This window comes from Micromonospora yangpuensis (assembly GCF_900091615.1).
GTDB lineage: Bacteria > Actinomycetota > Actinomycetes > Mycobacteriales > Micromonosporaceae > Micromonospora > Micromonospora yangpuensis.
Genome location: NZ_FMIA01000002.1, coordinates 4,944,335 through 4,956,699 on the forward strand (window position 1 = coordinate 4,944,335; position 12,365 = coordinate 4,956,699).

The following is a 12,365-nucleotide window of genomic DNA, read 5'->3' on the forward strand; positions in this document are numbered from 1 at the left end:
TTTCGTCAACCAGGAGTGTTGCACAGACGATGTTCGTCGTCTAGGCTCCCGACAGCGACGAATACCGCCACCAGATTAGTTGGAGCAACATGGCATCCAAGGGCTCGATCGACAAGGATCGCAGCATCATCCGGGAACTCGTCCAGGACCCGAGGCAGACAAACGTCGCGTTGGCGGCGAAGGTCGGCCTCTCCGAGGGATCCGTCCGCCGGCGGATGGAACGACTCGTCAACGACGGTCAGCTCCAGTTCGCCGTGATCCCCAGCGCCGCCTTCATGGGCCGCCCGGTGCACACGCTCTTCGAGATCCAGAGCGCCCCCGGGGCCACCGAGCAGCTCATCGAGAAGCTCGCCGGAATGCCCGAGATCTCGTACGTCTACCACGTCACCGGGCAGTTCGACATCATCGCCGTCGGCTACTTCGCCTCCAGCAACGCCATGCGCCGGTTCTGGACCGAGCGGCTGGGCCACCTCGACGGGGTGATGGAGAGCCGGTCGGTGATGGTGCTGCGGGTGGCCAAGCGGGCCCACGAGTGGGCCCGTGACATCGCCGTCACCGGGGACGCCGAGTCCGCCTGGGACACCGAGAAGGATCCCGGCACACCCGGGTCCGAGATCTGATCAGAGGCGGAGAGACGAGCCCATGCTGCGCATCACGCTGATCCGCCTGTTGTCGGTCATCCCGGTCCTGCTCGGCATCTCGGTGATCTCGTTCCTGGTGATCCGGATGATCCCCGGCGACGTGATCAGCTCGATCATGGGGCAGGACTTCGGCGATCCCGCGGTCGAGGCGGAGATGCGCCGCTACTTCGGGCTCGACGTACCCGTCTACGAGCAGTTCGTCAGGTGGCTGGGCGCTCTCGTCCAGGGCGACCTGGGCACCTCGATGCGTACCGGCCAACCGGTGCTCGAAGAGATCATGCAGCGTTTCCCGTCCACCCTGCTGCTCGCGGTCTCGGCGCTGCTGGTCTCGATCCTGATCTCGGTCCCGCTCGGGGTGCTCAGCGCCACCAGGCGCAACGGTCTGCTCGACGCCAGCACCCGGGTGGCGTCCCTGATCGGGCTCTCCGTGCCGAACTTCTGGTTGGGCATCCTGCTGGTCTACATCTTCTCGGTCTCGCTGGGCTGGCTGCCGTCGCAGGGCGCCGGGGAGGGTGAGGGCTTCCTGGGCAGCCTGAAGTACCTCATCCTGCCCGCCGTCACCCTCGGCGCCAGCCTCGCGGCGATCAGCATGCGGATGACCCGCTCCAGCATGCTGGAGGTGCTCAACCAGGACTACGTGCGTACCGCCCGCGCCAAGGGGCTGGGCGAACGCGCGGTCATGGTCCGGCACGCGCTGCGCAACTCGCTGATCCCGGTGGTGACGGTGCTCGGCATCCAGGCGGGGGCGCTGCTCGGCGGCACGGTCATCGTCGAACAGGTCTTCGCCTGGCCGGGGCTGGGCACGATGGTCATCCGCGGCATCAGTCAACGCGACTACCCGGTGGTCCAGGGCACCCTGCTCTTCCTGGCCTTCTTCTACGTCGTGGTCAACCTCCTCGTCGACCTGCTCTACACCTACCTGGATCCGAGGTTGCGCAGTGGTCACTGAAGTCGTTGCCGGCGGTCGTCCACCACAGACCGCTTCCCCCCGGCCCGTCGGCCGCCGCGGTGGCCAGTTGCTGAAGCTGATCAGCCGGGACAAGGCCGGGCTGGTCGGGTTGGTGATCGTGGTGCTGATGACCGCGGCTGCCATCCTGGCCCCGCTGATCGCCCCCTACGACCCGACCGCGATGAGCAACCAACGCCTCGCCCCGCCCGGCGGCGACTTCCCGCTCGGCGCCGACGAGGCCGGGCGGGACCTGCTCAGCCGGGCGCTCTACGGCGCGCGGACCTCGTTGACGGTCAGCCTGATCGTGGTGACCTGCGCCGGGGCGATCGGCGTGCTGCTCGGTCTGCTCGCCGGCTTCTACCGGGGCTTCCTCGACGCGATCATCACCCCGGCCACCGACATCATGTTCTCCTTCCCCACCCTGCTGCTGGCGCTGGCGGTGGTGGCCGCCCGGGGGCCCGGCACCGAGAACCTCATCCTGGCCCTGGTCATCGTCTTCATCCCGAGCTTCGCCCGGATCGTGCGCGGCACCGCGATGTCGGTACGCCGGGAGCCGTACGTGGAGTCCGGCCAGGCGGTCGGGCTGAGCAACTTCCGGCTCATCTACAAGTACATCCTGCCCAACTCGGTGGCCCCGATCGCGGTGCAGTTCACCACCAGCCTCGCCTACGCGATCCTGATCGAGGCCTCCCTGGGCTACCTGGGGCTCGGCGTGCAGCCGCCCCAGCCCTCCTGGGGCTCGATGCTCTCCAGCGGTAAGTCGTTCATGGAGCTGTCGGTCTGGCCGTCGGTGGTGCCCGGGGTCTGCATCATGATCGCCGTCCTCGGCTTCAACCTGCTCGGTGACACCCTTCGCGACGTGCTGGACCCCCGACTGCGGGGCCGGTCCAGCCGCTGACCCACGAGGAGCACGCGCACGTGGAATCGATCGACGACCATCTGGTACGCCAGCTCACCGGATGGTCCACCGGCCAACCGCTGCCCGAGGAGACCTCGCCGGGCGTCGACGTCGACCCCGGTCTGCTGCTGTCCTACCTCGACGCCCAGCTGCAGAGCCGCCACCTCGACCTGGCGTTGCGCTGGTTGCAGGCGCAGCGGGAGGGGTTCTACACGATCGGTTCCAGCGGTCACGAGAGCAACGCCGCGGTCGCGCTGGCGCTACGCCCGAGCGACCCGGCGCTGCTGCACTACCGCTCCGGCGGCTTCTACGCCGCCCGGGCCGGTCAGGTGCCCGGCAGTACGCCGATCTCCGACGTGCTGCACTCCGCCGCCGCGAGCCGGCAGGACCCGATCTCCGGCGGGCGGCACAAGGTCTTCGGCCACCGGGGACTGAACATCATCCCGCAGACCTCGACGATCGCCTCCCACCTGCCCCGCGCGATGGGGTTGGCGTTCGCCCTGGGCCGGGGCACCGGCGACACCGGATACCCGGCCGACGCCGTGGTGGTGTGCAGTTTCGGTGACGCCTCGGCCAACCACTCCACCGCCGCCGGTGCGTTGAACGCGGTGGGCTACAGCGCCCACCAGGGCCTGGCGATGCCACTGCTGTTCGTCTGCGAGGACAACGGCATCGGGATCAGCACCCGGTCCCCGCGCGGCTGGGTCCAGCGGATGCTCTCCGGGCTGCCCGGCATCGACTACGTGCCGGCCGACGGCACCGACCCCGCGCACCTGCTGGCCACCGCCGCCGACGTGGTCCGGCGGGTCCGCGCCGAACGTCGTCCGGCCGTGCTGCACCTGCGGACCGTACGGTTCATGGGGCACGCCGGCTCCGACGCGGAGCTGGCCTACCGGACCCGGGCCGAGATCCTCGCCGAGTACGCGCTCGACCCGATCCTGGCCACGGCGGCCCTGCTCGCCCGGGAGCGGATCCTGAGCCCGGCGGAGACCCTCGCCCGTTACCAGGACGCCCGCGAGCAGGTGATGGACGCCGCCCGGTCGATGCTCGGCCGGGTCGAGCGGCTGGCCAGTCCGGCGGCGGTGACCGCGCCGCTGACCACCCGGCGGGTGCCCGAGGTGAGCGCGGCGGCCCGGCGGGCCGACCCGGACCGGGAGCGGTCCTTCGGTGGCCGGCCGCCGGAGTCCCGGGGTCCACTCACCCTCGCCCAGTCGATCAACGCGGCCCTGCACGACGCCCTGCTCACCTGGCCACAGACCCAGGTCTTCGGCGAGGACGTGGCCCGCAAGGGCGGGGTGTACGGGGTGACCCGGGGGCTGCGCAGGTCCTTCGGTGCCGCCCGGGTCTTCGACACGCTCCTGGACGAGCAGACCATCCTCGGGGTGGCCCTCGGCGGGGCGTTGGCCGGCACGCTGCCGATCCCGGAGATCCAGTACCTCGCCTACCTGCACAACGCCGAGGACCAGCTGCGGGGTGAGGCCGCCTCGCTGCGCTTCTTCTCCGCCGGGCAGTACGGCAACGGCATGGTGGTGCGGATCGCCGGGCTGGCGTACCAGAAGGGCTTCGGCGGGCACTTCCACAACGACAACTCGGTGGCCGTGCTGCGCGACATCCCCGGCCTGGCGCTGGCGGTGGCCACCCACCCGGCCACCGCCCCGGCGCTGCTGCGCCAGTGCCTGGCCCTGGCCGAGCAGGAGGGCCGGGTCTGTGTGTTCCTGGAACCGATCGCCCTCTACCACCGGCGGGACCTGCACGTCGATGGCGACGGCGGCTGGCTGGCCGACTACCCGGCGCCGACACGCTGGGCGGCGACCGAGAACCCGCTGGGTGAGGTCCGTACCGTTCGGCGGGGCACCGACCTGGCGCTGGTCACCTTCGGCAACGGCGTACCGATGAGCCTGCGGGTGGCCGGGGCGCTGGCCCGGCAGCGTCGGGTCGACGCCCGGGTCGTCGACCTGCAGTGGCTGTCGCCGTTACCGGCGGCGAGCCTGCGCGCCGCGCTCGGCGGGATCGACCGGGTGCTGGTCGTCGACGAGACCCGGGCCGGTGGCGGTGTTTCCGAGGCGGTGGTGGCCGCCCTGGTCGACGGCGGGTTCACCGGCCGGATCTCCCGGGTCAACAGCGTCGACAGCTACGTGCCCCTGGGCCCCGCCGCCGACCAGGTGCTGCTGGGCGAGGACGAGGTACGGGCCGCCGCCGACGCCCTGCTGGACTGAACGCGCCAAGGAGCGGCCCACCCGGTGGCACCGGGTGGGCCGCTCCTTCGCCGGTCAGTACCCCAGTTCCGGCTGACGCTTCGTGCCGGTCAACGGCTCACCGGCCAGGTACCTGTCGAAGTTGTCGCAGAAGTCGGCGTAGAGCCGTTGCAGGTTGCCCGAGCCCCGGAACGACGTGTGCGGGGTGATCGTGGTGTTCGGCAGGTCCCACAGCCGGTGCTCGGCCGGCAGCGGCTCCTGTTCGAAGACGTCGAGCACGGCCGCGGCGATCCGGCCCTGCCGCATCGCGTCGACCAGCGCGTCCTCCACGACCAGCGCGCCCCGGCCGACGTTCACCAGGACGGCGGTCTCCGACATCGCCGCGAAGTGCGCGGCGTCGAAGAAGTACCGGTTCTCCCCGGTCAGCGGCATGGCCAACACCACCGAGTCCGCCTCGGCCAGCAACCCGAGGTGGTCGGCGAAGGGCACCACCCGGTCGAAGCCCTCGGCGGGGGTGCCCGCCCGGTTGACCCCGATCACGGTGACGCCCAGCGCACGGGCCCGCCAGGCCACCTCGCGTCCGATCCCGCCGGTGCCGAAGACCAGCATGGTGCTGCCGATCAGGTCCCGGCCGACCAGGCGGATCCACTCCCGGCGCTGCTGCGCCGCCCGCAACGCGGGGAACTCCCGCTGGTGCATCAGCACCGCGCCGATGATGTACTCGGCGATCGGCACGTTGTACGAGTTGCCCGAGCGGGTGTAGACCAGCCCCTCGTCGAGGCGGCGGCGCATGATGTCACCACCCACCCAGTCGAAGCCGGCGGCGGTGATCTGGACCCAGCGCATCCCGTCGCACTTGCTGAGCAGCTCGTCGAAGATGTCCTCGTTCATCGCGCTGCGCAGGATCACCTCGGCGTCGAGGTACTCCGTCCGGACCGGCTCGTCGTCCGGCACCGAGGTGAACCGGCAGTGCGGGTAACGCTCCCGCAGCTGCGGCAGCAGCTCGGCGAGGTTCGGCGTGATCAGGACGTGCGGTCCCGCGGTGGTAGCGGTCACGACTTCTCCTGCGCACGCTTCCGCTCGTTGTACGTCAGGCCGCCCTTGGCCCAGTTGTCGTACGACACCTCGTAGAGCAGGACGTGGGTGTTCTCCCGCGGGGAGCCGTACTTGACCAGCACGTCGGTCAGCTCGGCGATGATCGCGTTCTTGGTCTCCTGGTCGCGCTTGCCGATCTCGGCACGGATGATCGCCATGGTCTCAGTTCTCCTTCACGGTCGCCGTGGTGGCGAAGTCGGGGTTGTTGGCGTACTCGGACTTGACCGCCAGGTAGGCGAAGGCGTGCGTGACACCGGTGCGCAGCACCCCGTCGAAGACCTCCCGGGCCTTGTCGAGGTCGCCCTGGTAGTAGTGCCAGTTGCCCAGCCCGTAGCCCTGCGTGACGGTCTTCAGGCCGTTGCCGTCGCACATCGCCCAGAGCTGTTCCGGGGTGATCTCCCCGGTGTAGAGCTGCATCCGGCCCTCGTACCCGACCAGGTGGTCCTCCTGGACCAGGCGGACCGCGCGGAACCGGTCGAGCACCTGCTCGGCCTCGTCCGGCCGGCCGAGCCGGCGCAGCGCCATGTACTGCCAGTCCTGCGAGGCCACCAGGCCCTCCTGGTGGCGCGACGACTCCTCGGCCGCCCGGAAGCTGGGCAGACAGCCCTCGAAGTCACCGGTCAGGTACTGGGCGACCCCGAGGTGGTACCAGATCGAGGTGTGCAGCGTGGTGTTGTACCGGTCCAGGGCGGTCGGGTCCTGCGCCGCCATGGTGTCGGTCAGGTGCTGCGGGCGGACCCGGTCGTCGCGGCCGAGGATCAGGCTGACGACGTCCTTCTCCACCTCGGGCTGGTACATCTCGTACTCGTCCTCGACACCGGGCAGCTGGTCGGCCGCGGCACGCAGGTCCTCGATCGCGCCGGCGTAGTCGCCGATCGAGATCCGCCGGTGTCCCCGGAAGCGCAGCAACCGGGCGCTGCCCGGCTCCAGCTCCAGCGCCTCGGTGAGCAGCGCCACCGCCTCGGCGTGCTTGTTGAGGTAGCCCTTGAGCCGGGCGGCGATCACGTAACGGTCGGACAGCGGTACAGCCGTCATGGTCTGCCTTTCGTCTGCGGGGTGGCGGTGCGAGAGGGCGCCGGCCGAACCGACCGGCGCCCCCTCGCGCCGGCTCAGCGGTCGAGCCAGATGTTGCGGTAGAAGCGGTACGTCGGCGTCGGGTCGCCCTGGTAGCCCATGACGTTCTTCTGCACCACGTCGAAGTCGGCGTTGAGGAAGGTCATCGCCACCGGACCACGCTCGGCCAGGATCTTCTCGGCCTGCTGGTAGAGCGCCGCCCGCTTGTCGGCGTCCAGCTCCGAGCGGGCCTGCACGACCAGGGCCTCGTACTCCGCGTCGGTCCAGTTGCCGTAGTTCAGACCGCCGCCGGCCAGGAAGCTGGCGGTGAACCGCTCGTCCGGGTCGTAGGTCAGGCCGAAGCCGGACTGGTACATGTCGAAGTCGGCGGACTTGGTCTTGGTGTCGGCGATGGTGGACTCGACCGACTCGATGGTCACCTTGATGCCGATCTTGGCGAGCTGCTGCTGCTCCACCTCGGCCGAGCGGACCTGGAACGCCGAGGTGGCGATCACCATGAGCTTCGCCTCGAAGCCGTCCGGGTAACCCGCCTCGGCGAGCAGGGACTTCGCCTTCTCGATGTCGGGCTTGTCGTAGACCGGCTCGGTCAGCGCGCCGAACCGGTCCGGCGGCAGGTAGCCGGCGTTGAGCGGGGTGCCGAAGCCGGAGTTGGCCACGTTGAGGATCTCCTGGCGGTCCAGCGCCAGGTAGATGGCCTGTCGGACCTTGACGTCGTCGTACGGGGCCTTCGAGGTGTTCAGCCGCAGGTGCAGGGAGAGCGAGCCGGATCCGCCGTACCACTTGAGCGCCTCGTCGCGCTTGAGGGCGTCGATGAACTCGGGCGCCGGACGCCAGAGGAAGTCGACGGTGCCGCTGCGTACCGCCGCGGCGCGGGCGTTGTCGTCCGGGTTGAAGGTGAAGTCCATGCCGTCCAGGTACGGCACCCCCGGCTCCCAGTACTGGGTGTGCTTGTCGAGCTTGATGCCCTGGCCGGTGACCCGGGAGGCCAGCTTGAACGGGCCGCTGCCGCCGTCGACGCTGCCGTTGAGGCCCTTCTCCCCGTCGACGACCTCACGGTCGACGATGGACGACGCGGCGGTGGAGAGCAGGGTCAGGATGGCGGCGTTGGGCTTGTCGAGCTTCATCTCGACGGTCCGCTCGTCGGGTGCCTCGACGGAGGCGATGCCCTCGTAGCTACGGGCCCGCGGGGCCCGGGTGGCCGGGTCCTGGATCCGTTCGATCGAGTACTTGACGTCCGCCGCGGTCACCTTGCGCCCGCTGTGGAAGAAGGCGTTGTCGCGCAGCTTGAACGTCACCGTCAGGCCGTCGGCGCTCTGCTCCCACGACTCGGCGATCGCCGGCTTGATCTCACCCCGGTACGACTGCACCAGCGACTCGTAGATCTGCTCGTTGATGACGAAGGCCGAGGTCTCCGACATCCGGTGCGGGTCGAGTTCGTTGGCGTCGAGCCGGATCATGATCCGGAGCCGGCCGCCGGGCTTCGGGTCACCGGCCGGCGCTGCCTCGTCCTGGAGGCGGACGTTGCTGCTCAGGCCGTCGTTGCCGTTGTTGCCACCGGTGGTGGACGGGGGTTCGCCACCACCGGAGCAGCCGGCCGCGAGCGTCGCGACGACGCCCACCGCCAGCACCCTGGTCAGGAATCGAGTTCGCATGGGTCTCCTTGGCTGGTATCCCGGGCAGCGCGTACGGGTCAGGCCGACTTCCACACCTGTCCATAGACCCGCAGCCAGTTGCCGCCGAGGATCTTGGTCACGTCGTCGGGTGTGAAGCCGCCGGCCAGCAGCGCCTCGGTGAAGTTGGGGAAGTCCGAGGCGTCGTCCATGCCGATGGCCCGACGCTCGGTCCAGCCGAAGTCACCGAGGAGGTTCTGCTGCTCCTTGGACTTCGCCTGGGCGATGGACTGCAACTGCGCGATCCGCATCGCCTCGGTCCACGTCTCGTCGTAGTCGGTGGCGATCGCGACGTGGTCGATCCCGGCCACCTCCACCACCCGACTGACGTGCTCGACGAAGCGGGTCAGATCCGGACGCCGGGACGGGGCCTCCGGGTAGTACAGGAACCCTGACAGGGTGGTGATACCCATGACGCCGCCCTGCTCGCCGAGGCGACGCAGGTACCCGTCGGACTTGGCCCGGATGTGCGGCGACATCGCGTCGCAGAAGGAGTGGGTGACCACGACGGGGTTCGCCGAGGCCGCCATGGCGTCCAGGCCGGTCCGCTCGCCACAGTGCGAGACGTCGACCAGGATGCCCAGTTGGTCCATCGCCTGGACGAAGCGACGGCCCCGGTGCGTCAGACCCGAGTCGGTCTCCTCGCCGCACCCGGCGCCGAGCAGGTTCTGCCGCTGGTAGGTCAGCTGCAGGATCCGCACGCCGAGGTCGTAGAAGGTGCCGAGCAGGTCGAGATCGACACCGATCATCTCGGTGTCCTGCGGGCCGAAGATGACGGCTTCCTTGCCCTCGGCCTTGGCCCGTTCGATGTCGGCCACGGTCAGCGCGAGCAACACCCGGTCGGCGTTCTCGTCGATCCACCGACGGCACCGATTCACCTCCCGCAGGGCGGTGACCGTGTCCGCGTACGGCCTGGTGACCGTGTGGTTGACCGCGGTGACACCCCCGCGCCGGATCCGGTCGAGGTGGGCGTCGCTGAGCTCGATCACCGTGCTGCCGTCCACGACGGTGGCGGCGGCGTGCAGCTCGGTCGCCGAGCGGACGGAGGTTTCCGGGACAGCAGTGTTCACGTCATCTCCAGGATCATCGGAAGATGGTCAGACTTTACGAGTAGCGCCACTTCATGTCCATAGACCTTTAGAACTCGTCGTCCAACCGTTTGTTATCGACGAATTTCGTCACAACGGCGAGAGCGCGTACCTCGCCCGACGACCATCCAGGAGCAAACACCAACAAAAGCCGCACGGTACGGAGAGTTGGCAGCTCAGCCGGCACCCCGGGTAGTCCGGTCCGGCATTACCGACGAGGGTCGGCCGGTCACCGGCCGCGCGTCACCGACTCCGGTGCGCGGCTGTCGTCCGTACCCCCGGCGACGTCGAGGCCGGCGAGCAGGTCGGCGGTGGTGTGGGCCCGGATGCCGGGCCGGCTGTCCCCGGCGAACGGCGCGACGACGGCCCGGACGTGCCGCTCGGCGGTCCCGGCCAGTCCGTCGTAGACGGCGGCGAAGACCTCCCGGGCGGGCACCCGGAGCCAGTCGGGCGGCAGGAGCCGCAGCGGCAGTTGCGGGTCGAGGACCGGGAAGCGCCGGAAGGTGTCCATCACCTCGGTCCGCGCCCGCACCGCCGCCGCGCCGTCGACCCGCCCGGCGGCGATCTCCGGCAGGAGCAGCCGCCAGCGCCCGAGGAAGGTCTCGTACTGTCCGGCCACCGCCGCGATGTCCCAGGCCGCGAGCGGGTCGCGGGCGATGACGGCGTCGAGTTCGACCTGCCGACCCCGGAACACCGTGACGGCACCGGGGCCGAGGTCGGCGAGCTGTCTGCGGGCTGCCGGGACCAGCTCGTACGGCGAGATCCACAGTCCGTCGTACAGCGGCGCGTACCCCAGCCACCGCAGTTGGGCGCGCAGTGCCCGGCGTTGCGCGCCGTGCTGCTGGGGCAGGGAGAAGGCGACGATCGTCCAGCACTCGTCCCACGCCCGCGCGGTGGCGGTGGAGGTGACGATCCAGCTGCCGCCGGCCGACAGGTTCCCGGCGGCGGAGCGGCTGAGCCGGTAGGAGCTGTGCCGGCCCTGCCGGCTGCCTTCGAGGACGCCCCGGCGGGCCAGCCGGCTGATCGCGGTACGGGCGCCGGCGGGACTGACGCCGGACTCGGCGAGCAGGGCGACGATGGCTGCCGACGGTAACCATTCCCGGGTACGCAGGGTGTAGTCGGCCAGCAGGGTCACCGCCATCCCCTGCGGCGAGTTGCCGGACTGCCGGCGGGGCAGCCGGACCTGGTGCTCCCCGTCGTCGGGAAAGATCTCCTCGATCTCGAAGGGGCTGGTCACAGGGGCACTCCGGGGCTCGGTTCGACGGCAGCGCCTCGACTGTAGACGGCACCCCAATTCATAGAGGATCCTCAATTGACACTTGTTGGTCCGGGGGGAACACTATGTGCTACGCGAGGTGAGGAGTCCCGTCCATGAGGATCAGACGAAAGTTGCTGCTCGGCCTGGTGACGTCGATGGCGACGGCGCTGGCGGCGGCCGGCCTGGTGATGCCGACGAACAGTCCCGCGTACGCCGCGTCGCTGGTGGAGGTGACCACCTTCGGCGACAACCCCGGCCGGATGCGGATGCACGTCTACGTGCCGGACACCCGCCCGGCCAACCCCGCGATCGTGGTGGCGATGCACGGCTGCGGCGGATCGGGCCCCGGCTTCTACTCCGGCAGCGAGTTCGCCAGCCTCGCCGACCGGTACGGCTACGTGGTGATCTACCCGAGCGCCACCCAGCAGGCCGGCTTCGGCAACTGCTTCGACACCTGGTCGGACGCGGCCAAGCGACGCGGCGGCGGCAGCGACCCGGTGTCGATCATCTCGATGGTCAACTACGTGCAGCGGCAGTACGGCGGCGACCCCCGCCGGGTCTACGCCACCGGCAGCTCCTCCGGCGGCATGATGACCAACCACATGCTGGCCCTCTACCCCGACGTCTTCGCCGCCGGGGCCGCGTTCATGGGGGTGCCCTTCAACTGTTTCGCCAACGCGGCGGACTACCCGCCAGGCGGTCAGTGCACCGGCGGGAACATGAACCGCACCCCGCAGCAGTGGGGTGACGCGGTCCGCCAGGCGTACCCCGGCTACTCCGGTCCACGGCCACCGGTGCAGCTGTGGCACGGCACCAACGACACCCTGGTGCCGTACTCGCTGCTGCAGGAGACGATCGAGCAGTGGACCAACGTGTTCGGGCTCAGCCAGACACCCACCTCCACCGACACCCCGCAGCCCAACTGGAACCGCCGCCGCTACGCCAACGGCAGCGGGGTCGTCCGGGTCGAGGCGTACAGCATCCAGGGTGCCGGCCACAGCCTGCCCTCGGGTGGCATGGCCGCCGCCGCCCTCCAGTTCTTCGGCCTGACCAGCCCGCCCACCACGCCACCGACCACGCCGCCCACGACGCCACCGACCAACCCGCCGACCACGCCACCGACGACCCCGCCCACGACCCCACCGACCACGCCGCCCACCACGCCGCCGGGTGCCGGCGCCTGCCGGGTCAGCGCCAGCGTCAACGCCTGGAACAACGGCCTGACCGAGAACCTGACCATCACCAACACCGGCACCAGCGCCGTCAACGGCTGGACGTTGGCCTTCACGCTGCCCGCCGGGCAGAACATCACCTCCGGCTGGAACGCCTCCTACAGCCCCACCTCCGGACAGGTGACGGCCCGTAACGTCAGCTACAACGCCAGCATCGGGCCGAACGGGTCCATCGACATCGGCTTCCAGGCCAGCCACACCGGCAACACCGCCAAGCCGACCTCCTTCACCCTCAACGGCGCCGCCTGCACCGTCGCCTGAGGCG

At 70.0% G+C, this 12,365-nt stretch carries 11 protein-coding genes; 5 read left to right on the forward strand and 6 right to left on the reverse strand.

Going from position 1 to position 12,365, the window contains the following annotated elements:
- The first annotated feature begins 89 nt into the window (after positions 1-89).
- The 4 genes from GA0070617_RS22210 to GA0070617_RS22225 all read left to right on the forward strand — a co-directional run bounded on the left by GA0070617_RS22210 (position 90) and on the right by GA0070617_RS22225 (position 4,704).
- Positions 90-620, forward strand: coding sequence for an Lrp/AsnC family transcriptional regulator (locus GA0070617_RS22210; RefSeq protein ID WP_091442002.1), 531 nt, complete (start codon positions 90-92; stop codon positions 618-620).
- A gap of 22 nt (positions 621-642) precedes the next feature.
- Positions 643-1,590: a nickel ABC transporter permease gene (gene nikB, locus GA0070617_RS22215; RefSeq protein WP_175440622.1), complete on the forward strand. Its 948-nt coding sequence runs from the start codon at positions 643-645 to the stop codon at positions 1,588-1,590.
- 67 nt (positions 1,591-1,657) lie between these two features.
- Complete coding sequence (locus GA0070617_RS22220) at positions 1,658-2,488, forward strand: ABC transporter permease (RefSeq protein ID WP_091442007.1); 831 nt, start codon at positions 1,658-1,660, stop codon at positions 2,486-2,488.
- An 80-nt stretch (positions 2,489-2,568) separates the two neighbouring features.
- On the forward strand, positions 2,569-4,704 hold the full coding sequence (locus tag GA0070617_RS22225) for a thiamine pyrophosphate-dependent enzyme (RefSeq protein WP_229688473.1): 2,136 nt from the start codon (positions 2,569-2,571) through the stop codon (positions 4,702-4,704).
- Positions 4,705-4,758: 54 nt separating this feature from the next.
- On the opposite strand, the gene GA0070617_RS22230 is transcribed toward GA0070617_RS22225, so the two are convergent.
- The 6 genes from GA0070617_RS22230 to GA0070617_RS22255 all read right to left on the reverse strand — a co-directional run bounded on the left by GA0070617_RS22230 (position 4,759) and on the right by GA0070617_RS22255 (position 10,847).
- Complete coding sequence (locus GA0070617_RS22230) at positions 4,759-5,739, reverse strand: D-2-hydroxyacid dehydrogenase (RefSeq protein WP_091442014.1); 981 nt, start codon at positions 5,737-5,739, stop codon at positions 4,759-4,761.
- Positions 5,736-5,936 carry a tautomerase family protein gene (locus tag GA0070617_RS22235; protein ID WP_091442016.1) on the reverse strand — a complete coding sequence of 67 codons (201 nt, stop codon included), beginning with the start codon at positions 5,934-5,936 and terminating at the stop codon, positions 5,736-5,738. The genes GA0070617_RS22230 and GA0070617_RS22235 overlap by 4 nt, the downstream gene beginning before the upstream one ends.
- 4 nt (positions 5,937-5,940) lie before the next feature.
- On the reverse strand, positions 5,941-6,813 hold the full coding sequence (locus tag GA0070617_RS22240) for a tetratricopeptide repeat protein (RefSeq protein WP_091442019.1): 873 nt from the start codon (positions 6,811-6,813) through the stop codon (positions 5,941-5,943).
- Positions 6,814-6,887: 74 nt separating this feature from the next.
- Positions 6,888-8,504 (reverse strand): ABC transporter substrate-binding protein, encoded by a 1,617-nt coding sequence (locus GA0070617_RS22245; protein ID WP_091442022.1) that lies wholly within the window; start codon positions 8,502-8,504, stop codon positions 6,888-6,890.
- Positions 8,505-8,542: 38 nt separating this feature from the next.
- Complete coding sequence (locus GA0070617_RS22250) at positions 8,543-9,592, reverse strand: dipeptidase (protein WP_091442026.1); 1,050 nt, start codon at positions 9,590-9,592, stop codon at positions 8,543-8,545.
- A 247-nt stretch (positions 9,593-9,839) separates the two neighbouring features.
- Positions 9,840-10,847, reverse strand: a complete 1,008-nt coding sequence (locus tag GA0070617_RS22255; protein WP_091442029.1) for a PaaX family transcriptional regulator — start codon at positions 10,845-10,847, stop codon at positions 9,840-9,842.
- Positions 10,848-10,981: 134 nt separating this feature from the next.
- Between GA0070617_RS22255 and GA0070617_RS22260 the strand changes: the two genes are divergently transcribed.
- A complete protein-coding gene (locus GA0070617_RS22260) occupies positions 10,982-12,361 on the forward strand; it encodes an extracellular catalytic domain type 1 short-chain-length polyhydroxyalkanoate depolymerase (RefSeq protein ID WP_091442033.1) in 1,380 nt (459 codons plus the stop codon).
- Positions 12,362-12,365 lie beyond the last annotated feature (4 nt).

Coding starts and splice junctions, on each gene's coding strand:
- nikB (WP_175440622.1), top strand. CDS start 643: ATGCTGCGCATCACGCTGATCCGCCTGTTGTCGGTCATCCCGGTCCTG.
- GA0070617_RS22260 (WP_091442033.1), top strand. CDS start 10,982: ATGAGGATCAGACGAAAGTTGCTGCTCGGCCTGGTGACGTCGATGGCG.
- GA0070617_RS22235 (WP_091442016.1), bottom strand. CDS start 5,936: ATGGCGATCATCCGTGCCGAGATCGGCAAGCGCGACCAGGAGACCAAG.
- GA0070617_RS22245 (WP_091442022.1), bottom strand. CDS start 8,504: ATGCGAACTCGATTCCTGACCAGGGTGCTGGCGGTGGGCGTCGTCGCG.
- GA0070617_RS22210 (WP_091442002.1), top strand. CDS start 90: ATGGCATCCAAGGGCTCGATCGACAAGGATCGCAGCATCATCCGGGAA.
- GA0070617_RS22240 (WP_091442019.1), bottom strand. CDS start 6,813: ATGACGGCTGTACCGCTGTCCGACCGTTACGTGATCGCCGCCCGGCTC.